At 65.1% G+C, this 21,466-nt stretch carries 18 protein-coding genes; 9 read left to right on the top strand and 9 right to left on the bottom strand.

Annotated features, from left to right (window positions below; all coding sequences use genetic code 11):
- Positions 1-26: 26 nt before the first annotated feature.
- The 3 genes from fabB to lnt form a co-directional block, all read right to left on the bottom strand.
- Positions 27-1,247: a beta-ketoacyl-ACP synthase I gene (gene fabB, locus WH367_RS06135; RefSeq protein WP_339534872.1), complete on the bottom strand. Its 1,221-nt coding sequence runs from the start codon at positions 1,245-1,247 to the stop codon at positions 27-29.
- Positions 1,244-1,768, bottom strand: coding sequence for a bifunctional 3-hydroxydecanoyl-ACP dehydratase/trans-2-decenoyl-ACP isomerase (gene fabA, locus WH367_RS06130; RefSeq protein WP_339516519.1), 525 nt, complete (start codon positions 1,766-1,768; stop codon positions 1,244-1,246). Before fabA ends, fabB begins: the two co-directional genes overlap by 4 nt.
- 301 nt (positions 1,769-2,069) lie before the next feature.
- Positions 2,070-3,662 carry an apolipoprotein N-acyltransferase gene (lnt, locus tag WH367_RS06125; RefSeq protein ID WP_445228077.1) on the bottom strand — a complete coding sequence of 531 codons (1,593 nt, stop codon included), beginning with the start codon at positions 3,660-3,662 and terminating at the stop codon, positions 2,070-2,072.
- Between the two features lie 270 nt (positions 3,663-3,932).
- Between lnt and WH367_RS06120 the strand changes: the two genes are divergently transcribed.
- Together WH367_RS06120 and WH367_RS06115 are read left to right on the top strand one after the other, a co-directional pair.
- On the top strand, positions 3,933-6,029 hold the full coding sequence (locus WH367_RS06120) for a TonB-dependent siderophore receptor (protein WP_339534871.1): 2,097 nt from the start codon (positions 3,933-3,935) through the stop codon (positions 6,027-6,029).
- An 82-nt stretch (positions 6,030-6,111) separates the two neighbouring features.
- Complete coding sequence (locus WH367_RS06115) at positions 6,112-7,422, top strand: MFS transporter (RefSeq protein WP_339534869.1); 1,311 nt, start codon at positions 6,112-6,114, stop codon at positions 7,420-7,422.
- Here WH367_RS06115 and WH367_RS06110 read toward each other — a convergent pair.
- The 5 genes from WH367_RS06110 to WH367_RS06090 form a co-directional block, all read right to left on the bottom strand.
- On the bottom strand, positions 7,419-9,563 hold the full coding sequence (locus WH367_RS06110) for a prolyl oligopeptidase family serine peptidase (RefSeq protein ID WP_339534867.1): 2,145 nt from the start codon (positions 9,561-9,563) through the stop codon (positions 7,419-7,421). The genes WH367_RS06115 and WH367_RS06110 overlap by 4 nt on opposite strands.
- A 158-nt stretch (positions 9,564-9,721) precedes the next feature.
- Positions 9,722-10,606 (bottom strand): HlyC/CorC family transporter, encoded by an 885-nt coding sequence (locus tag WH367_RS06105; RefSeq protein ID WP_116926628.1) that lies wholly within the window; start codon positions 10,604-10,606, stop codon positions 9,722-9,724.
- 116 nt (positions 10,607-10,722) lie between these two features.
- On the bottom strand, positions 10,723-11,475 hold the full coding sequence (locus WH367_RS06100) for a GNAT family N-acetyltransferase (protein WP_027011339.1): 753 nt from the start codon (positions 11,473-11,475) through the stop codon (positions 10,723-10,725).
- Positions 11,476-11,690: 215 nt separating this feature from the next.
- Positions 11,691-12,188 (bottom strand): Lrp/AsnC family transcriptional regulator, encoded by a 498-nt coding sequence (locus tag WH367_RS06095; protein WP_021028762.1) that lies wholly within the window; start codon positions 12,186-12,188, stop codon positions 11,691-11,693.
- Positions 12,189-12,250: 62 nt separating this feature from the next.
- On the bottom strand, positions 12,251-12,421 hold the full coding sequence (locus WH367_RS06090) for a hypothetical protein (protein ID WP_339534865.1): 171 nt from the start codon (positions 12,419-12,421) through the stop codon (positions 12,251-12,253).
- Between WH367_RS06090 and hppD the strand changes: the two genes are divergently transcribed.
- From hppD to phhA, 3 genes are all read left to right on the top strand, one after another.
- A complete protein-coding gene (gene hppD / locus WH367_RS06085; RefSeq protein ID WP_021028760.1) occupies positions 12,408-13,532 on the top strand; it encodes a 4-hydroxyphenylpyruvate dioxygenase in 1,125 nt (374 codons plus the stop codon). The two genes, WH367_RS06090 and hppD, sit on opposite strands and share 14 nt — an antisense overlap.
- 90 nt (positions 13,533-13,622) lie before the next feature.
- Entirely contained in the window at positions 13,623-14,588 is a 966-nt protein-coding gene (locus WH367_RS06080; RefSeq protein WP_021028759.1) for a Bug family tripartite tricarboxylate transporter substrate binding protein, read from the top strand.
- A 186-nt stretch (positions 14,589-14,774) separates the two neighbouring features.
- A complete protein-coding gene (phhA, locus tag WH367_RS06075; RefSeq protein ID WP_339534863.1) occupies positions 14,775-15,602 on the top strand; it encodes a phenylalanine 4-monooxygenase in 828 nt (275 codons plus the stop codon).
- Between the two features lie 16 nt (positions 15,603-15,618).
- Here phhA and WH367_RS06070 read toward each other — a convergent pair whose 3' ends face one another.
- A complete protein-coding gene (locus WH367_RS06070; protein ID WP_339534861.1) occupies positions 15,619-16,620 on the bottom strand; it encodes a helix-turn-helix domain-containing protein in 1,002 nt (333 codons plus the stop codon).
- 157 nt (positions 16,621-16,777) lie between these two features.
- Here WH367_RS06070 and eat point away from each other — a divergent pair, with 157 nt between their 5' ends.
- From eat to WH367_RS06050, 4 genes are all read left to right on the top strand, one after another.
- Positions 16,778-18,184 carry an ethanolamine permease gene (gene eat / locus WH367_RS06065; protein ID WP_339516497.1) on the top strand — a complete coding sequence of 469 codons (1,407 nt, stop codon included), beginning with the start codon at positions 16,778-16,780 and terminating at the stop codon, positions 18,182-18,184.
- Positions 18,185-18,199: 15 nt separating this feature from the next.
- Positions 18,200-19,597, top strand: a complete 1,398-nt coding sequence (locus WH367_RS06060) for an ethanolamine ammonia-lyase subunit EutB (protein WP_339534860.1) — start codon at positions 18,200-18,202, stop codon at positions 19,595-19,597.
- Positions 19,598-19,605: 8 nt separating this feature from the next.
- On the top strand, positions 19,606-20,466 hold the full coding sequence (gene eutC / locus WH367_RS06055) for an ethanolamine ammonia-lyase subunit EutC (RefSeq protein ID WP_339534858.1): 861 nt from the start codon (positions 19,606-19,608) through the stop codon (positions 20,464-20,466).
- 70 nt (positions 20,467-20,536) lie between these two features.
- The gene (locus tag WH367_RS06050) at positions 20,537-21,460 is read left to right on the top strand and encodes an MBL fold metallo-hydrolase (protein WP_339534857.1); all 924 of its coding nucleotides are present in this window, start codon (positions 20,537-20,539) and stop codon (positions 21,458-21,460) included.
- The last annotated feature ends 6 nt before the right edge of the window (positions 21,461-21,466 follow it).

Genomic DNA, 21,466 nt, shown 5'->3' with positions numbered 1-21,466 from the left:
GAGGGGGGCGGTGGGCTCTGGGCCGATCAGGCCGCTTCCCAGCGCTTGAGCACCAGGCAGGCATTGGTGCCGCCAAAGCCAAAGCTGTTGGACAGCACCTGCTTCAACTCGGCCACGCGCGCCTTGGTAACCAGCGGCATATCGCCCACGGCGGGATCGGGATGGTCCACATTGGCCGAGCCGGCGATAAAGCCCTTCATCAGCATGATGAGGCTGTAGATCGCCTCCTGCACGCCAGTGGCACCCTGCGAGTGGCCGGTCAGCGACTTGGTCGACGAGAACGGCGGAATGCGGTCGCCAAACACCTTGCGGATCGCGTGCAGCTCAGGCACATCGCCCACCGGGGTGGAGGTGCCATGGGTGTTGATGTAGTCGATCGGTGCGTCCAGTCCTTCGATGGCCTGGGCCATCGCGGCGATAGCGCCTTCGCCCGAAGGCGCGACCATATCTTCGCCGTCCGACGAGATGCCGAAACCGACGATCTCGCCCAGGATGGTGGCGCCACGGGCCTGGGCATGCTCCAGGCTCTCGAGCACCAGCGCACCGCCGCCGCCGGCAATGACAAAGCCATCGCGGTCGCTGTCATAGGGGCGCGAGGCCTTGGTCGGGTCGTCGTTGAACTTGCTGGACATCGCGCCCATGCCATCGAACAGGATGGCCAGGCCCCAGGACAGCTCTTCGCCGCCGCCGGCAAACATCACATCCTGCATGCCCCAGGAGATCTGCTGGGCGGCTGCGCCCACGCAGTGCGCCGAGGTCGAGCAGGCCGAGGTGATCGAGTAGTTGATGCCCTTGATCTTGAAATTGGTCGCCAGGTTGGCCGAGACGGTCGAGCCCATGCAGCGCGTGACCTGGTAGGGCCCCACGCGGCGAATGCCCTTTTCACGCAGGGTGTCGGCCGCCTCGATCTGGTTGGCCGGCGAGCCGCCGCCCGAGCCCATGATCAATCCGGTACGCGGGTGGCTGATTTGTTCGGGTGTCAGGCCTGCCTGGGCAATCGCTTGCTGCAGCGAGATCTGTGCGTAGGCAGCAGCATCTCCCATGAAGCGCAATTGCTTGCGATCAATGAACTCTTCAACATTGATGCGCGGAATGCCAGCGACCTGGCTGCGCAGGCCCATGTCCTTGAACACCGGCATGTGATCGATGCCGGAGCGGCCTTCGCGCAGCGAAGTCTCCACGGCTTCCAGCCCCACACCGATACAGGAGACGATGCCGGCCCCTGTAATAACCACCCGACGCTTCATGCTGCGTTTTCCTTGCCGTCGCCCTCGCGCAGGAACAACCCCACACGCAGGTCGTTGGCGACATAGATTTCCTTGCCGTCGGCGAGCAGTCGTGCATCGCCAATGGCCATGTTCAGTTTGCGCTTGATCACGCGCTTGATGTCGATTTCGTAGGTTACCAGCTTCACGTCGGGGCCGACTTCGCCGGTGAACTTGACCTCACCGGCACCCAGGGCGCGGCCCCGGCCTGGCAGGCGCAGCCAGGTCAGGTAAAAACCGATCAGTTGCCACATGGCGTCCAGGCCCAGGCAGCCGGGCATCACCGGATCGCCCTGGAAGTGGCACTTGAAGAACCACAGCTCGGGGTTGACGTCCAGCTCGGCGACAATCTTTCCCAGCCCGTGCGCGCCGCCGTTTTCGCTGATCTCGGTGATGCGATCGAACATCAGCATCGGCGGCAGTGGCAAACGGCCACTTTCAGGGGTAAACAACTTGCCCTCACCGGAGGCGATCAGTTGTTCATAGGAAAAAGATTCAGCCATTGTCAGTCCAACTTCTGGTGGCGGTCACTCCGCCGCATTTCTCTGATGGTGCCCAGGCACCATTACCTGCAGGTACACATTATCCCGCTTCTGGGCCCGAACGTGCGAGACAAAGCCGTGGAGTGCGCTGTGCTTTGTGCCCCAAACCCGGGCTATCTGCGTTTTTTAACAGCAATTACATTTGCCAATGGCGGGGGTCTTCCAGCTGCCGCTATACGGCCCACCGGGGGCAGACGCCGTCATCTGCCGGTAATTTACCCGCTTAAGACGGCATCTGCAGCGCCGGCTGAGCGCCCGGTGCTCAGCGCCGCCGGCCCAGCCAGGCCGCCAGCAGCACCAGCACACCCAGGCCCCACAGCGGCCAAAGTCCCCAGCGACCGGCCCACTGGGCAAACCAGGTCGGACCCGCATCCACGCCCTGCACCTGCGCTTGCAGCACCGCGCGGCTTTGGTGCGGCAGGATCTGCTGCACCACGCCAGCCCGGTCGATCACCGCCGTGGCGCCGGTATTGGTGGCACGCAGCATGGGCCGCGCCAGCTCCAGGGTGCGCATGCGGCTGATCTGCAAATGCTGGTCGATCGCAATCGAATCGCCAAACCAGGCGATATTGCTGGCATTGACCATGATCGTCGGCGATTGCGCGCTGTCCACAAAGCGGCTGGCCAGCTCTTCGCCAAACAAATCCTCGTAGCAGATATTGGGCGCCCAGCGCTCCCCCGCCCAGGCGAGCGAGGGCTGGTTCATGCCGCCCCGGTTGAAATCGCCCAGAGGAATCTGCATCAAATCGGTGAACCAGCGGAACATTGGCGGGATGAACTCGCCAAACGGCACCAGGTGGTGCTTGTCGTAGCGGTAAGCCTCGGCACTGCCGGGCACCAGGCCCACCATCGAGTTGGTATAGCCCTGCTCAAAATCGCCCAGCGGCACGCCGACCAGCGCCGCCTGCTGGCCGCTGGCAAAGCGCTGCTGCAGCTCTTGCCAGTAGCCATGCGGGGTCTGCTGCAGCAGAACGGGGATGGCGGTCTCGGGCGCAATCACCATGTCCGCCTGGCTTTGCTGCAGCTGCTGGGAATACCAGGCCAGCGCCATCGGGATGCCCGAGCTGGCCTGGAACTTCTCGCCCTGCGAGATATTGCCTTGCAGCAACTCCACCGATACGGGCTTGTTGGGCGCCGCCACCACCGATGCCTGGGGCAGGCGCTGGGCCAGCCAGAGCACCCCTGCCACCGCCAGCAGCGCAACATAGCCCGGCCAACGCGCCACATGCGCGCCGCGCAGCCCCGCCAGCCACATCGCAGCGGCCGATGCGACGGCACCAATGCCGTAGACACCGATCCAGGGCGCCAGGCTTGCGAGCGGCCCATCGACATGGGCGTAGCCGCCGGCCCCCCAGGGGAATCCGGTCCACCACTGGCCGCGCGCCAGCTCGGCCAGCAGCCACAGCGCGGCAAACAGCAGCACCGCGCCGCTCAGGCGCTCGCCGCGCCAGGCCACAAACAGGCCGCAGACGACGGCGTAGTACAGCCCCAAAAATGCCGCCAGCCCCAGCACCGCCAAAACCGCCAGCGGCGCCGGCAGGCCGCCATAGGTGTGCATGGAGATAAACAGCCACCAGAAGGTGGCGCAGAGCCAGGCGCAGGCAAAGGCCCAGCCGATCAGCAGCCCGTGCCAGGGCCGCTGCACGCGCATGAGTGCCGCAGGCAGCACCGCCAGCGACAGCAGCTGCAGCCACCACAGCGGCTGGCCATAGCTGGCCGGGAAACCATCACTATGCCAGGGCCAGGCCAGCGACCAGGCTTGCAAGACCCCGGCGACCAGTGCCAGGCAGGCCCACAGCCAGGGAAAGCGGCGGGGTGACTCAAACAGGGAATAAGAAGAATAGGACGCGGGCACAGGTCAATCAGGGTTTGGCAGGGGGGAACCACCGCGCGCTCTTTGGGCACGGCCGCTGGGCGCACTATACGCGATCCCCCTCTGGAGCGGGCAGCAGCGCGGAGGGCCCAGCGCAGCTGGCGGCTACGTCGGGCAATGGTCGATAGAAAATAACAAATGCAGCAAATTCGCTACAAAAGAGAATGCATTTGAGAACAATTATCGATTGCAATATAAAATTACAAACTAGTTACCCATCACTTCTGCCAACCCCTTTCACCCTCCCCAACCATGCAACACGCACGCTACACCCCGGTGGTTCACGCCGTTCTGCTGGCCATTGGTGCCATCGGCTTTGCGGCCCCTGCCTTGGCACAAACGGCTGACACTACCGACACCGCGGCAGCCAACGCCAAGGCCGACGCCCCCAGCACCACCTTGGAGACCGTGACCGTCATCGGCTCGGTCAACGATCTGCAAAGCCTGGACTTCTACGCGCCCAACTCCAGCGCCGTGCTGCAAAAGGACCAGATCGACGCGCTGGGCGCGCGCAAGCTCGACCAGGCCCTGCAGTACCAGGCCGGCGTGGTCAGCGAGCCCTTTGGCGCGGACAACAAGGTCGAGTGGTTCAAGATCCGTGGCTTTGACGCCTCAGTGTCGCTGGACGGCACCCCCACCTCGCCCAACGGCTACTTTGTCTGGAAGCCTGAAATCTTTGGCGTGGAAACGGTGGAAGTCGTCAAGGGCGCCAACTCGCTGGTCTTTGGCGCATCCGAATCTGGCGGCGTCGTCAACCTGGTGACCAAGCGCCCCAAGAAGGAACGCGCACTGCAGCTGAACACCGAGGTCGGCAACCAAAAGCGCCTGGGCGCCGGCATCGACTACAACGACATCGCCAATGCCGATGGCACCGTGTACTACCGCCTGGTGGCGCAAGCGCGCCGCGAAGACGGCATGCAGCGCGAAACCAATATGAAGAGCTACTACCTGGCGCCCAGCGTCACGATGGAGTTCACGCCCCAAACCTCGCTGACCCTGCTGGGCAGCGTGCAGCGCGAAGATGGCCGCCCCACCAACGGCTTCCTGCCCGCCTACGGCACCATCACCGATACGCCCTACGGCCGCATCGACCGCCGCTTGAACGCGGGCGAGCCCGGTGTGGACCACCTCAAGCGCACCCAGTCCAGCCTGGGCTGGCTGCTGAGCCACCAGATCAACAGCGACTGGAAGTTCACGCAGAACTACAAGTACACCCACCTCGATCTGGACCAGGTCAACACCTTTGCCTATGGCTCGGACGGTGACCGGACGCTGTCGCGCGGCTACACCTACACCGATGGCAGCTCCAAGAGCCATTACCTGGACAACCGCATCACCGGCAAGCTCAAGCTGTCCGACAGCATCCAGCTGCTGCCCACCTTCGGTATCGACTACCTCAAGTCCGACACCGATGGCCTGAACAACGGCTTTGGCTTTGTGCCGGGTCTGGACATGTTCAACCCCGTCTACGGCGCGCCTTTCGACATCACCGGCACGCCTTATGGCCTGCACTCCAAGCAGTGGGGCGCTTACGCCTCCACCCAGTTGCGCGTGGGCAGCCACTGGAACTTCAATGCCGGCTTCCGCCATGACAAGGCCAAGAACACGGGCTCGGTCAGCGGCTCCGATGCGGCCTACGACGTGAGCAAGAACAGCGTCAACCTGGGCGCGATGTACATCACCGACTTCGGTGTCTCGCCCTACATCAGCTATTCGGAATCCTTCAAGCCCATCACCGGCGTGGACAGCGAAGGCAGGGCCTACAAGCCCTACGAAGGCAAGCAAAGCGAAATCGGTCTGAAGATGGAGCCCACCTGGCTCAACGGCACCCTGACCCTCGCCTACTTTGACATCAAGGAAAAGAACGCGCTGATCTCGGACGCCTCCAACATCCAGACGCAGTCGGGCAAGCGCACCAACAAGGGCATCGAGCTGCAGGGCGACTTCAAGCTGGGCGCGGCGACTGCCATCAAGGCGGCCTACACGCACAACAACTCCAAGCAGGACATCTCGGCCACGCAGACCGTGCGCACGCCGCTGATCCCGGACAACCAGGTCAGCCTGTGGCTGAGCCACAGCCTGAGCCTGGCCAACAGCCAGAAGCTGACCGTCGCCGCCGGCGCCCGCTACAACGGCCAGACCGAAGACCAGCGCTACAGCCCCGGCAAGCGCATCTCCGGCTACACCTTGCTGGACCTGATGGTGCGCTACGACCTGAGCCGCGAATGGGCACTGCAACTCAATGCCCGCAACCTGACCGACAAGACCTATGTCAGCGGCTGTGACTTCTACTGCTACTACGGCGGTGGCCGCACGGTGGATGTGCAGCTGCAGTACCAGTGGAAGTAAGCCACTAAGATCGAAAGCCTAGCGCCCCTGCTGCGGCAGTGTCCGCAGCAGGGGATGTGGCTTTTTCTCTGACTGCAATTCCATGACGACTTCTTCCGGCAGTGCCGCCCCCTCTGCCGCCGACACCGGACCCGCGCAGTGGTCCGTTCGTGCTTTGCTGACGGTTGTTTTTCTGGGCCTCACCGCCGGGGTGCAGATGAGCGACTATGGCCTGCAGGCCATCTCGCTGTCGGCCATCCAGAAAAGCTTTGCAATCAGCGATGCCGCCATTGGTGCCTTGCAGGGCCTGGCTGGTGTGCTGGTGGGCAGTGCGCTCGCCATTCCGCTGGCGCGGTTTGCCGACCGTTTCTCGCGCAAGCGCGTGCTGCTCTGTCTGATAGCGGCCTCCACCGCGATGATGGTGCTGAGCGCACTGGCGCCCAACTTTCCCCTCTTCTTTCTGGGCCGCTCGGCCGCCGGCATCACCGAGTTTGCAATGGTGCCGCTGGTGTATTCGATGATCCCCGACCTGGCGCCGCAGCGCCACCGCGTGCTGGCCAACCTGGGCTTTGCGGCCCTGGTCTCGAGCGGCGCCAGTGCCGGCTTTTATTTTGCAGGCGATATCCAGAGCGCGGCCGTCGCGCTGATTCCGGGCGACATGGATGCCTGGCGCAAGGCCTTCTTGCTGCTGTCGGTCGCCGGCCTGCCCTTGCTGCTGGCGGGCCTGTTCACCGCCGATCCGCCGCGCTACATCGCCAGCAGCGATGGCGCCAGCGGTGCCTCGCTGCGCCAGTTTCTGCGCGCGCGCTGGCAGCCCATTGGCCTCTTTGTCGGCATTGCCGGCAGCCTGATGGTTGCCGTGCAAGGCTTGAACCAGCTGATCGCGTTGGCGCTGGAGCGCCGCTTTGAGGCCACGCCGGCCCATATTGGCGAGGTGATGGGCCCGATCCTGCTGGTCAGCACGCTGGGCTGCCTGCCGGTGGTAGCCTGGCTGGACCGCTGGCTCGCCCAGCGCCTGGGCCAGGCGGTGCGCCCGCTCATCATGGGCGTCTGCGCGCTGCTGGCCATCCCGGCCATCCTGATGCTGTTCTCCACCGCGTCGCTGCCGCAGGCCTTTGTGGTGGTGGGGCTCTTTCTCTTCATCACCTGCACCGCCAATGCGCTGGTGCCGACGATGCTGCAGGACCTCACCCCTGCCGCCTTGCGCGCCCGCATCTTTGCGCTGTGGAGCTTTGTGGTCTCGGTCTTCAGCGCGCTGGGGCCCCTGCTGGCAGGCTTTATCTCCACCTGGGTGGTGCAGGGCCATTTGCTCAGCGCCATCTCGGTCACGGCCGTGCCGGCACTGCTGGTGTCGGCCTGGTGCGCCTGGGGGCTGTTCCAACGCAGCCGCCCCAAGGCAGCGCTGCCACGCTAAACAGCTGGCGGCTTGCCGGCCGTGGCGCAGTGCTGGGCAAAGGCCCAGAGGCGCGCGGCCTGGCCCAACACGCTCTGCTGCTGGTCGCTTTCCTGGTGGCCGCTGTCCGGGTTCAGCAGCAACAAGGCGGGCGCCGCGCTGGTGGAGCGGCGGCGCACATTGGCCATCAGTTTGGCCGGCTCCCAGTACGGCACGCGGTCATCCTTCAAGCCGGCGGTGCACAGCAGCGGCGGGTAGGCCGCCTCACGCACATTCTCGTAGGGCGACAGCGCCGCGATGTAGTCATAGGCAACCGGGTCGGCCAGCGGATCGCCCCAGTCCGGGCGCAGCAGCGGCACCAGCGGGTGGTCGGCATCGCTCATGGTGTTGAGCATGTCGACAAAGGGCACCTGCGCAATCACGCCCGCCCAGTGCTGGGGCTGCATGTTCATCGCGCCGCAGACCAGCAGGCCGCCGGCCGATATGCCCTGGGCCACCGTCTGCTGCGGTGTGCTGTAACCCAGTTGCTGCAAATGCTGGGCGCAGGCGATGAAGTCGGTCATCGAATTGCGCTTGTGCTCGCGGCAGCCGCCCTGGTACCAGTCATGGCCCTTTTCCGAGCCCCCGCGCACATGGGCAATCGCATAGCGGTAGCCGGCATCGACCCAGGCGAGGGCCGGCAGCGAGAACGAGGCCTCGTGCGCAATGCCGTAGGCGCCATAGCCGGTCAGCAGCAGCGGCTGGGGCTGGCTGGCGTCGATGTCCTTGCGCGAGAGCACCGTCAGCGGCACCCACTGGCCGTCATCGGCACGCGCCTGCAGGCGCTCGATGCGGTAGTTGGCCGGGTCCAGTCCGCTCCAGGTCTCGCGGCCCACCTCGGTCATCTGGCCGTCGGCCAGGCGGATGTCCAGCCAGCGCGGCGGCTGGGCCGGCGTCTGATGCTTGATGCGCACATGGCTGGCATCCCAGTGCTGGCCGGGCAGCAGGTCCAAGGTGTAGGCGGGTTCGTCGAAGCGGACCGTGGTTTGCGCCCCGTCGCGCTGCAGCAGCACCAGCTGGTGCAGGCCATCCACCCTCTCCAGCCGCACCAGCGTGCTGGCAAAGGGCTGCATCTTGATGATGGGCACGCCATGGCGGTGGGCGGCCAGCGTTTGCTGGGGCTGCAGGTCGGGGCCCAGCCGCAGGATCTGGCGGTCGGTGGCGCCCCCGGCATTGGTCAGCGCCACCAGGCTGCCATTCCATTCGTTGACTTCGTAGCGGATGCCGCGCTCGCGCGGGCGCAGCAGGCGGGGCGCGGCATGCTCCTGGCCGGCGGCAATCAGGTGCAGCTCGCTGGTGTCGGGCCCGAACAGGCTCAGCACCACAAAACCATTGGGCGCCGTGCGCGCCACGCGCATGAAGAGCGCCGGGTCGGCCTCCTCATGCACCAGCACCGGCTGCCCGCCCTGCAGCGCGCTGCGGTAGAGGCGCGAGGGTCGGCTGTGCGCATCGCGCCAGATCCAGAACAGGTCCTGCGACGACGGCGAAAAAGTCAGGCCGCCATAGCCAAAGGCATCGCCCTCCACCAGCACCTGGGTCTGGCCGGTATCGGTGTCGAGCACGCAGATGCGGTGGCGGTCATTGCCGATCAGGTCTTCGGCCCAGGCGTAGTAGCGGTCGTCCGGGCTGGCCTGGTGGTCGGTGGCGCGGTAGTACCGATGGCCCTGCGATTGCACGGCCTCGTCGACCAGGGTCTGCACCCGGCCATCCGAATGGCTGCGCACAAACACCCGCTGGCCGCCCGCCCCGGGCTGGCTGCTGTAAGCCCAGCCTTGCAGTGCGGCGGGCGCAGCCAGCGCAGTGCTGCAGACATGGGCGGCCATCGCATCGTAGAAGCGCTGCATCGATGCGGCCTGCGGCGCCAGCATCTGCTGCGCATAGTCGCGCTCGGCCTGCAGCAGGCTGCCCAGCGGCTCGGGCAGGTTGTCCATGCTGCGCGTGCCGGTCTCTGGGATGTATTTGAGCCAGGCAAAGTCATCATTGCGGCGGCGGCCCAGCTGTTCAATCCAGTGGTCCTGGGGCGCCGCATGCGGGGCGGTGATGGCCGGCCAGGCTGGCTGCTGAGCCGTGGTTGCGCTATCAGCGGCAGCTGCCGGGGTGGGGGCTTGTGGGGAGGTGGGCATGGAGCAGCATTTTAGGGAGGCTGCGCTACAGCCCTGCCCATAAGGCCAAACACCGGGCAGGCGCAGCGAGCGCCGATAAAAAATGGCAGCGAACCGGGGTTCGCTGCCATGGATTGCAGCCCAGCTGCAGGCGGTATGGGCGCCTATCCGGCGCGGACTCAAGCGTCTGCGGCCGGGTCCGACACTGGCGCGGCCCGCTGCACGCGGAACCAGCGCACCGCGCCGCCCTTGGTCAGCAGCACCTCAAAGTGCAGGCCGCCCAGCATGATGTGGGCGCCGCGCTTGGGCACATGGCCCAGCTCGTGGGCAATCAGGCCGCCAATGGTCTCAAACGATTCATCGGGGTCGCTGCTCTCGAGCACCACGTTGAACTCGTCAGCCACCCGCTCGACAGGCGTATCGCCCGAGATGCGGAAGGTGTCATCGGCCAGCGCAAAGATATCGCCCTCGTCTTCGGGCAGATCGAACTCGTCCTCGATCTCGCCGACGATCTGTTCGAGCACATCTTCAATCGTGACCAGGCCGGCCACACGGCCGAACTCATCGATGACGATGGCCAGGTGGTTGCGGTTGCCCCGGAACTCGCGCAACAGGTCGTTGAGGCCCTTGCTCTCGGGCACAAACACCGCCGGGCGCAGCAGCGCGCGCAGATTGAGTTGGGGGGAACGTTGCAGCTTGAGCAGGTCCTTGGCCATCAGGATGCCAATGATGTTTTCCTGCTCGCCCTGGAACACCGGGAATCGCGAATGCGCGGTGTTGATGACGGTGTGCAGCACCGACTCGTAGTCGGCTTCGATGTCGACCAGGTCCATGCGCGGTGCGGCCACCATCACATCGCCTGCGGTCATGTCTTCCATGCGGATGACCCGCTCCAGCATCACGCGGGAGTCCGCGTTGATGACATCGTTGCTTTCGGCTTCCGCCAGGGTTTCGATCAACTCGTCCGCAGAGTCTGGGGCCGGGTGAATCAGTTCAGCGACCTTTTGAAAAAAGGTGCGTTTGTCTTCCTTGTCAGGGAAGCGCGAGGGATGGGGGTCTGACACTGTCTTGGAATGCAGGACGTGCGGTAGTGAAACAAGCGATCAGGATATCAAATTGCGGATTTCCTCCGAAATCGCTGCCCAATCCTTCAGCACTCCCCTGTGACAAACCCGGCTGTTTACTGGCCCGACTTGTGCCGGCCTTCCTGCACATCGCGACGCACTTCCTGCACGGTGGACAGGAAATCCCAGAACTGGCGCGCCTGCTTTTTGAACTGGTAGTCCATCTCGCCCATCTGGTCCTCGACCAAGTCAGCCATGCGGGTGTCAAAGCCGGCGGGAGGCAGCTTGAGGTAGGCCTCGGATTCGGAGCCATCGCGCTCGACCGTGGCGCCGGCCTTGCGGGCGATCTTGAGCATCGCGGTGTTCTCGGACAGTGCATGGATGAACAGCATCTGCACGCCTTTGGTGCGCGCGTCCATCGCGGCGCGCTCGAACAGACGGCTGCCCAGGCCCTTGCCCCTGCCGGACTTGAGCACGGAGACGCCAAACTCGGCGCAGCTGGCCATGTTCGACGACGGCGGCGCGTAGGCCACATGGGCCATCGCGATCAGCTTGAGGCTGCGGTTGTAGATGCCAAAGATCTCGTCACGCTCGAAGTTCAGGCCGTCCACATAGCGCTCGATCTGCGCGTCGCTGGCCTGGTAGCCAAAGCGCAAATAGCGGTCCTGCGCATCGAGCGCCAGCAGATGGGCGAGGATGCGCGGGCGGTGACGCTCACTGAGGGCGCGGATAGGAACCATAGAGGCGGAAGGTCGTGGCTTCTTGCCGTCGGGCTGCTGCGGGCTCTCGCCCAACCGGCCAAAGAAGGGGAAAAACGCCATCATGCCGTTGGCAACGGATGAAGGGAACCATTCTTTCGTCGTGATCATGGGGTAAATATACGGGTTAACCCGCGCATTATCAATCATGCTGCGATGCAGCATATTTCGTGCCTATGGCTTACCCCGCGCTTACAAAGGGTATTCAAAGTCCCCGGTCATGCGGCTTTGCACCGCAAGTGGGCACTCGGGCATGCGGTTTGAAGGGCCTGTGAGCGGCCCAGCAATCGCAGCGCCGTTTGCGCTGGCGCAACATCGGCTGTGGTTCAGACCCCGGGCAATACCGGCAGCGCTGTGGTGAGCTTGACACGGTCCAGCACAAAGCTGGTCTTGCAGTCCTGCACGGCAGGGTGGCGCAGCAGGGTGTCCATCACAAAGCGGCTGTAGTGCGCCATGTCGGCGACGACCACGCGCAGCAGATAATCCATGTCCCCGGTCAGCGCCACGCATTCGACCACCTCGGGCCAGCTTTGCACGCTGGCGCGGAAGAGATCGAGCGGGTTGCGCTTGCTCGCCTCGGTGAACTTCTCCAGCCGCACATTGAGGTAGGCGGTCATCGACAGGCCCACCGCCTCGGGCTTGACCAGGGCCACATAGCGCTCGATCACGCCCACCTCTTCGAGGCGCTTGACCCGGCGCAGCACGGCGCTCGACGACAGGCCGACCTGCTCGCCCACGACGTCATAGGTCTCGCGGCCGTTGTGCTGCAGGCGCTGCAAGATGGCACGGTCGAGCTTGTCCAGGGGGTAGGCAGAGGTGGTCATGGCAGGGGTCCGGAATGTTTTTGCTGCACCGCAGCAGCGCGACACAACAGGATCACGCAATTTTAATGCTTGATTTTTAGCAAGAACACACAAATCAGGCTTTTACTGCGATTGGACTGGGATAAATCGCCAAAATGCTGCGCACCAAGATCGGTACAGTGGAGCCACAGCAGCCAGCCGACGCTGGCGCCACCCGAGACGATCCACAGGAGACCTGCGATGACAGCCGCCATTCCCCACCAGACCACCGAATTCACGACCTGGGACAACCCCATGGGCACCGACGGCTTCGAGTTCATCGAATATGCCGCGCCCGATCCGGTCGCGATGGGCAAGGTCTTCACGGCCATGGGCTTCAAGCCCGTCGCGCGCCACCGCCACAAGAACGTGACCCTGTACCGCCAGGGCGAGATCAACTTCATCATCAACGCCGAGCCCGACAGCTTTGCCCAGCGCTTTGCCCGCCTGCACGGCCCCAGCGTCTGCGCCATTGCCTTCCGCGTGCAGGATGCCAAGGCCGCCTACGAGCGTGCCCTGGGCCTGGGCGCCTGGGGCTACGCCGGCCAGGCCGGCCCGGGCGAGCTGAACATCCCCGCAATCAAGGGCATTGGCGACAGCCTCATCTACCTGGTGGACCGCTGGCGCGGCAAGAACGGCGCCCAGGCCGGCGACATCGGCAACATCGGCTTCTTCGATGTGGACTTCGAGCCGCTGCCCGGCGTCAGCGCCGAAGAAGCCCTGAACCCGCACGGCCATGGCCTGACCTATATCGACCACCTGACCCACAACGTGCACCGGGGCCGCATGGACGAATGGGCGGGCTTCTACGAGCGCCTGTTCAACTTCCGCGAGATCAAGTACTTCGACATCGAAGGCCAGGTCACCGGCGTCAAGAGCAAGGCCATGACCAGCCCCTGCGGCAAGATCCGCATTCCCATCAATGAAGAGGGCAAGGAAAAGGCCGGCCAGATCCAGGAATACCTGGACATGTACAACGGCGAAGGCATCCAGCACATCGCGATGGGCTCGGACAACCTCTATGCCACCGTGGACCAGCTGCGTGCCGGCGGCGTCAAGCTGCTCGACACCATCGACACCTACTACGAGCTGGTGGACAAGCGCCTGCCCGACCACGGCGAGGATGTGGCCGAGCTGAAAAAGCGCAAGATCCTGATCGATGGCACCGGCCAGAAGCTGCTGCTGCAGATCTTCAGCGAGAACCAGCTGGGCCCCATCTTCTTCGAGTTCATCCAGCGCAAGGGCGACGATGGTTTTGGCAATGGCAACTTCAAGGCGCTGTTCGAGAGCATTGAACTCGATCAGATGCGCCGTGGGGTGCTATAGGAAAAATTGAAGGGCTGCGGCTTTGATATTCCTCAATTTGCCACGCGGCCTCTCTATACTGCGGAGCGATTTATCAATCTGGAAACAATTGTGAAACGCACCGTCACCCTCGCCGCCATTCTGTCTGGTTTCATGTTGGCTGCCAGCGCGCAGAACGCCAGCCAACCGCTGACCTTTGTGGTCCCCTACCCCGCCGGTGGACCGCTGGACACCTCGGCCCACCTGCTGGCCCAGGGCGCCGAAAAGCAACTGGGCGCCATCACGGTGGCCAACAAGCCGGGGGCCGGCGGTGCCACGGGCGCGACCTTGGTGGCCCAGGCCAAGCCCCAGGAGAACATGGTGCTGATGGGCGCGGTGGCCACGCATGCGGTGCTGCCCTACCTGGGCACACCGCCACAGTACGACGCACAGAAGGACTTCAAGCCCTTGATCCTGGTGGCGCGCGTGCCCAACGTGCTGGTGATGAAAAAGAGCCGTGCCGAGCAGCTGGGCATCAAGACCACCTCGGAGATGGTCAGCTACATCAAGGGCCACCCCGGCAGCTTGAAGATGGGTTCGGGCGGCAACGGCAGTATCGGCCATATCTCGGGCGAGATGCTCAAGTCGCTGGCCAATCTGCAGATGCCCAGCGTGCCCTACGCCGGTGCGGCCCCGGCCCAGAAGGCGCTGCTGAGCGGTGAGATCGATGTGGTGTTCGACAACCTGGCCTCGGCCCTGCCGCTGATCAAGTCCGGCGAGCTGCTGGCCTTGGCCGTGACCACCTCGGACCGCAATGTGGCCCTGCCCCAGGTGCCGCCGGTGAACGAGTCGGTGCCAGGCTTTGATGTTTCTACCTGGTTTGGTGTGTTTGCCCCCGCCAGCCTGCCCGACCAGGAAGCGCAGAAGTACGCCTACGCCTTCCAGGGCGCGCTGACCGACCCGCGCTTCAAGGCCGAGTACCTGAAGATGGGCATTGCGCCCGAAGACATGCGCCTCAAGGAGCTGTCGCACTTTGTATCGCAGGAAGCACGCAAGTTTCAGTTTCTGATCAACACGATCAAGATCAAGACCAACTGAGCGCCTGCAGCCTAACAACTGCGGGTGCCCGGCTGGTCTTTATAAGAGCCGGTAACACGACCCAGCAAACCGAAGGTTTGCGGTTGAGACTAGGCGTCAAGCCGCAGGCAGTACAGACGTACGACCAGGCTTGGCAACGACGTATCAAGGGTTGTGTTGGCGGCTCCACAATGTAAGGAGCACAGCATGGGACAAGCACCCGTGGTTTATGGACAATCGGACCGGCCGCCCCGCGGCGACTACAGCCGCGCGCAGGACGACTACACCTGCGCGCAAGACTACGCCGCCTACACCGAGGCCGACCACGACACCTACCGGCGCCTGTATGCGCGCCAAAAGGCCTTGCTGCCGGGGCTGGCGAGCCAGGCCTTCATCGATGCGCTGCCATCGCTCGGCGTCGAAGACCGCATCCCCCGCTTTGAAGACATCAACCAGCGGCTGCGCCAGGCCACCGGCTGGGAGATCGTCGCGGTGCCGGGCCTGATCCCGGAGGTGCCGTTTTTCAGCCTGCTGGCCAACCGAAAATTCCCGGTCACGGACTGGATCCGTAAGCCCGAGGAGTTCGACTATGTGGTCGAGCCCGATATCTTCCACGACCTGTTCGGCCATGTGCCGCTGCTGTTCAACCCGGTGATTGCCGACTATGTGCAGCGCTATGGCCAGGGCGGGCTCAAGGCCGAGCGCCTGGGCGCCTGCGAAATGCTCAGCCGCCTCTACTGGTACACGATCGAGTTTGGCCTGATCCGCGAGCATGGTGAAATCCGCGCCTATGGCGCCGGCATTCTGAGCTCATCGGGCGAGCTGCAGCATGCCGTCACCAGCCCGCTGCCCCAGCGCCTGCCGCTGTCCTTGGAGCGCACGATGCGCACCCGCTACAAGATCGACAGCTACCAGCAGACCTATTTCGTCATTGACGATTTCCAGCAGCTGTTTGACATGACCGAGGGCGACTTCACCCCCGTGTATGCCGCATTGCGCGGCCTGCCGGAGCTGGCAGCGGACGCCCAGGATTAAAAGTTGCGCGCAGCGCTCAGCGGTAGCGCTTGCAGGTGTGCGAGGGCAGCTCGGCAAACAAAGCCTTGTACTCCTGCGCAAAGCGGCCAAAGTGCCAAAAGCCCCAGGCCAGCGCGGCGTCCGAGACGCTGCTGCCCTGCTTGATCGCGCGGCGTGCACCATTGAGGCGCACGGCGCGCAGATAGCTTTGCGGCGAGATGCCCAGCACTTCCTGGAACGAGTACTGCAAGGCGCGGCGGCTCACCGCCAGCGCCTGGCACAGGTCTTCGACCGTCAATGAGCCATCGGCGCCTGTGGCCACCACCCGCTCCCGCGCCATGCTGACGATATGCGCGCGCCGCTGGTAGGACAGCTGCTCATCGGCCTCGTTCCCCACGCCATCGCGCAGCACCGCAGCAATGGCGGCAAGCACATCGCCGGCCATCTCGTCGAGCTGCTGGGGCGGCAGGGCTTCTGGCGTGGTATCGGCCAGGCACTGCTGCATGTCGGACAGCAGAATCGGCAGGCGCCAGCGCTCATGGGCCGAGACCGGCCGCAGATGCGGCTGCGCCAGCTGAGCCTGCAACTGCTCGCGCTCGCAGGCGGTCAGATAGGGGTCCAGGCTGCCCTGGTCTACGACAAAATCGATGATCTCCAGGCCGCCGGGCGAGACAAACTCAAAGGGGCCATCGCCCGAGAACACAATCGCATGCCCCTCGCTGCAGGAGCGGTTGCAGAACATGGTGTTGCCCGGAATGCTGCTGGGCAGGCCGATGGCCAACTGCCCGGCGCGCAAGGCACCGGTCTGGTGCAGCGCCTGGCTGGAGAACTCGCGCCAGGCCTGGATAGGCCCCAGGTGCAAGCTGGTCACCCGGCCCTCAAAGCTGCCGGCCGACAGCTGCTCATAGCGCTGGTTCCAGCCCTGCAGCAAGGCCGCCTGCTCATCGACATCACAGGTCTGCGCCACCTGCGCAGTCGCGCAGCGCTCAGCACGGAGGCTGCTCAGCGCGGGCGATGGACAAGGGGCGCTCAGGGACATGGCGGCGCAATGGCGTGGCTAGGCATACAGGCATGGTCATGCAAAAAGCGCACCAAGGTCAACCCAGCCTTCCCCTTAGCCAGATTTGCCGAAATCGGATAGAGCCCGGAGCCCATCTTAGCCACCATCGGGGACACCACAGACAACAAGGCAGGCCATGGCCCAAACCCCCAACCCCGCAGGCGCCAGCGCCGCGCACCCAAGCAACTATTTCGAGCAGCGCCAGCTCAAGCGCGGGGCAGCCGGCTGGCTGCTGCTGGTCGGCCTGGGCGTGGCCTATGTCATCTCGGGCGACTATGCCGGCTGGAACTTCGGCCTCAAGACCGGCGGCTGGGGCGGCCTGCTGGTGGCCTCGGCGCTGATGGCGACGATGTACACCTGCATGTGCTTTGCGCTCGCTGAGCTCGCCACCATCGCGCCCACGGCGGGCGGCGGCTATGGCTTTGCCCGGCGCGCCTTTGGGCCCTGGGGCGGTTTTCTCTGCGGCGTCGCCATCCTGATCGAATACGCGATTGCACCGGCGGCGATTGCCACCTTTATCGGCGCCTACTGCCAGTCGCTGTTCGGCATCGATGGCTGGATGGTCTACCTGGGCTTTTATGCCGTGTTTCTGGGCATCCACATCTATGGCGCGGGTGAAGCCCTGCGCCTCATCTTTGCCGTCACCGCGCTGGCAGTCGTTGCGCTCGTGGTCTTCATCGTCGCGATGGTGCCGCATTTCCAGCTCAGCAACCTGTTTGACATCGCCCCTACCGACGCCTGGGGCGCCAGCAGCTTTTTGCCCTTTGGCTACATCGGCATCTGGGCCTGCATCCCCTATGGCATCTGGTTCTTTCTGGCGGTAGAAGGCGTGCCCCTGGCCGCCGAAGAAGCGCAGGACCCGCGCCGCGATCTGCCGCGCGGCCTGATCGGCGCCATCGCCGTGCTGGTGCTGTTCTGCGGCCTGATCCTGGTGCTGGCGCCAGGCGGCGCGGGGGCTGCGGCCTTGATGAACTCGGGCAACCCGCTGGTCGAGGCGCTGGAATCCAGCAAGGTGCTGGGTGGCCCCACCTGGATCAGCCGCTTTGTGAACTTTGTCGGCCTGGCCGGCCTCATTGCCAGCTTCTTCTCGATCATCTACGGCTACTCGCGCCTGGTGTTTGCGATGTCGCGCGCCGGCTACCTGCCCCGGTGCCTGTCGTTGACCACGCAGCGCAAGACCCCGTACCTCGCACTGCTGGTGCCCGGCGCGATCGGCTTTGCGCTGTCGCTGACCGGCCAGGGCGATCTGCTGATCCTTGTCGCGGTGTTTGGCGCCACGATCTCCTACGTGATGATGATGGCCGCGCATATCTGGCTGCGCATCAAGGAGCCGAACCTGCCGCGCGCCTACCGCACGCCCGGCGGCGTCTTCACCTCGGGCATCGCGCTGGTGCTGGCCTGCATCGCCGTGGTGGCCGGCTTTCTGGTGGACCCCCGGGTTCTCATCGGCGCCCTCATCGTTTACGCTGTCTTCGTTGCCTACTTTGCGCTGTACAGCCGCCACCACCTGGTGGCCGACGCCCCCGGCGAGACAACCCCCTGAGGAAGCGCTGCGACCATGCCCTACTCCCATACCGTGGGCGCCGAGCGCCATCTGTTTGCATCGCTGCGCGAGCTGATGGCCAAGGCCACGCCGGCCCGCTCGGGCGATCACTTGGCCGGCGTCGCGGCCCGCCATGACACCGAGCGCGTTGCCGCACAGATGGCGCTGGCCGATCTGCCGCTCGCGCACTTTCTGCAAGAGGCGCTGGTGCCCTATGAGAGCGACGAGGTCACCCGCCTGATCATCGACAGCCATGAGCGCGCTGCCTTTGCGCCGGTCGCGCATCTGACGGTGGGCGGCTTTCGCGACTGGCTGCTGTCGGACGCCGCCAACGAGGCGAGCTTGCGCGCACTGGCACCGGGCCTGACCCCGGAGATGGTGGCCGCCACCTCCAAGCTCTGCCGCAACCAGGACCTGATTTTGATCGCGCAGAAATGCCGCGTGGTCACCCGCTTTCGCAATACCATCGGCCTGCCTGGCCGCATGTCCACCCGGCTGCAGCCCAACCACCCCATCGACGACCCCTCGGGCATTGCCGCCAGCCTGCTCGACGGCCTGATGTACGGCAATGGCGATGCGGTCATCGGCATCAACCCGGCCAGCGACAGCATCGCCGCCGTCAGCACCTTGCTCTATATGCTCGACGAGGTGATCCAGCAGTACCAGATCCCCACCCAGTCCTGCGTGCTGACCCATGTGACCACCAGCATCGAGGCCATTGGCCGGGGCGTGCCGGTGGACCTGGTGTTCCAGTCCATCGCCGGCACCGAGGCTGCCAACCGCAGCTTTGGCCTGGACCTGGCCTTGCTGCAAGAGGGCTATGACGCGGCGCAGAGCCTGGCGCGCGGCAGCATCGGCAACAACGCCATGTACTTTGAGACCGGCCAGGGCAGCGCGCTGTCGGCCGGCGCCCACCATGGGCTGGACCAGCAGACCTGCGAGGCGCGCGCCTATGCGGTGGCGCGCAAGTTCGAGCCGCTGCTGGTCAACACCGTGGTCGGCTTTATCGGGCCCGAGTACCTCTACGACGGCAAGCAGATCATCCGCGCCGGGCTCGAAGACCATTTCTGCGGCAAGCTGCTGGGCCTGCCGATGGGCTGCGACATTTGCTACACCAACCATGCCCAGGCCGACCAAAACGACATGGATGTGCTGCTGACCTTGTTTGGCGTAGCCGGCATCAATTTCATCATGGGCATTCCGGGCTCAGACGACATCATGCTGAACTACCAGACCACCTCCTTCCACGATGCGCTCTACCTGCGCAAGACCCTGGGCCTGCGGCCTACGCCGGAGTTCGAGGCCTGGCTGCAGACCATGGGCATTGCCCAGGCCTCTGGCTCGGGCCCGGGCCTGCGCCTGGCCGCTGACCTGCCCGCGCCTTTTTCGCAAGCGCTGGCCCAGCTCAACTGAAGCGCCCCATGTCCCCACGCCCTTCTGCCCCAGCCGGCCTGCCCGCCCCAGCCGAGCCCGCAAGCGCCGCCGTCACCCCCAACCCCTGGGAGCGCCTGCGCCAGTTCACCAGCGCCCGCATTGCGCTGGGCCGTGCCGGCACCAGCCTGCCCACGCGCGCGCATCTGGACTTTGCCCTCGCCCATGCCCAGGCACGCATGGCCGTGCATACCGAGCTTGACATGGACCCGCTGGCGAGCGAACTACAAGCGCTGCACACCCAGCCGGTGCTGCACCTGCACAGCGCAGCCCAAGACCGCCCCACCTACCTGCAGCGCCCGGATCTGGGCCGGCGCCTGAGCGCCGAGTCGCGGGCTCTGCTCCAGGGCCTGCCCGCTGCCCAGGCCGATGTGGTGTTTGTCGTCGCCGATGGCCTGTCCTCTCTGGCCATCGAGCGCAATGCCTTGCCTTTTCTGCGCCAGATGCTGCCGGCGCTGGCCGAGCAGTGGCGCGTCGGCCCCATCACGGTGGTGCGCCATGCCCGGGTCGCGCTGGGCGACGAGATTGGTGCGGCACTGGGCGCCTCGCTGGTGGTGGTGCTGATCGGCGAGCGCCCGGGCCTGAGCTCCCCGGACAGCATGGGCCTGTACATGACCTGGCAGCCCCGCCCGGGCATGACCGATGAGGCGCGCAACTGCATCTCCAATGTGCGCGAGCAGGGGCTGAGCTATGCGCAGGCCGTCCACAAGCTGCACTACCTGATGCAGCAGGCGCGCCAGCGCCAGCTCTCGGGCGTGCACCTCAAGGACGAGTCCGACACGCTGGCCGCGCCCCAAGAGGTCCGCCAGGTCTTCATGCTGGGCAGCAGCGGCTCGCAAACGCCCCGCTGACGCCTGGGTGCCAGCGCCAGACATGCCGCGTCTGCTAGGCTGGCGGTCTTGCCCCTTCGCCTGCGCCACCATGTCCGCTTCCACCGCTTCGCTGCCCGCCGATCTCCAGTTCATCGAGCGCGGCTGGCTGTCGGCCAACAACACGGTGTTTGTGCGCGGCACCACGGCGGTGGTCGATACCGGCTACTGCAGCCATGCCGCGCAGACCGTGGCGCTCGTCGAGGCCAGCCTGCAAGGCGCGCCGCTGCAGCGCATCGTCAACACCCATTTGCACAGCGACCACTGCGGCGGCAATGCCGCCTTGCAGCAGCGCTGGCCCCAGGCCCGCACCAGCATTGCACCCGGCCATGCGCAGGCGGTCATCGATTGGGACGAGAACCAGCTGAGCTACCGCCCCACCGGCCAGGACTGCCCGCGCTTTCAGATGGACGAGCTGCTGCAGCCGGGCACAGAGATCGCGCTCGGTGAACAGCGCTGGCAGATCCATGCCGCGCCCGGCCATGACCCGCATTCGGTGATTCTGTTCGAGCCCGCCTCAGGCATCCTGATCTCGGCCGACGCGCTCTGGGAAAACGGCTTTGGCGTGGTCTTTCCGGAGATCGAAGGCACGGCGGCCTTTGACGAGGTGGCAGCCACGCTGGATGTGATCGAGCGCCTGCAGCCGCGCCTGGTGCTGCCGGGCCACGGCAGTGCCTTCAGCGATGTGGCCACTGCGCTGCACACCGCGCGCCAGCGGCTGGAGCGCTTTGTGCAAAGCCCCGAGCGCCATGCGCTCTATGCTGCCAAGGTGCTGCTCAAGTACAAGCTATTGGAGTGGCAACAGCTGCCTTTGGGGCAAGTGCAGGCCTGGCTGGCCGCCACGCCCTACTACGGCCTGCTGCACCAGCGCTACTTTGCAGACCAGGACCTGGCGCAGTGGCATGCATCGCTGGTGGCCGACCTGGAGCGCTCAGGCGCCGCGCGGCGTGAGGGCGCGCTGCTGGTTAATCAGTAAACGAGC

This window comes from Comamonas sp. MYb21, assembly GCF_037479395.1.
Taxonomy (GTDB): Bacteria; Pseudomonadota; Gammaproteobacteria; order Burkholderiales; family Burkholderiaceae_C; genus Comamonas.
Note: the sequence above shows the minus strand (reverse complement) of the source record. Positions and strands in the feature narration are given on the sequence as shown.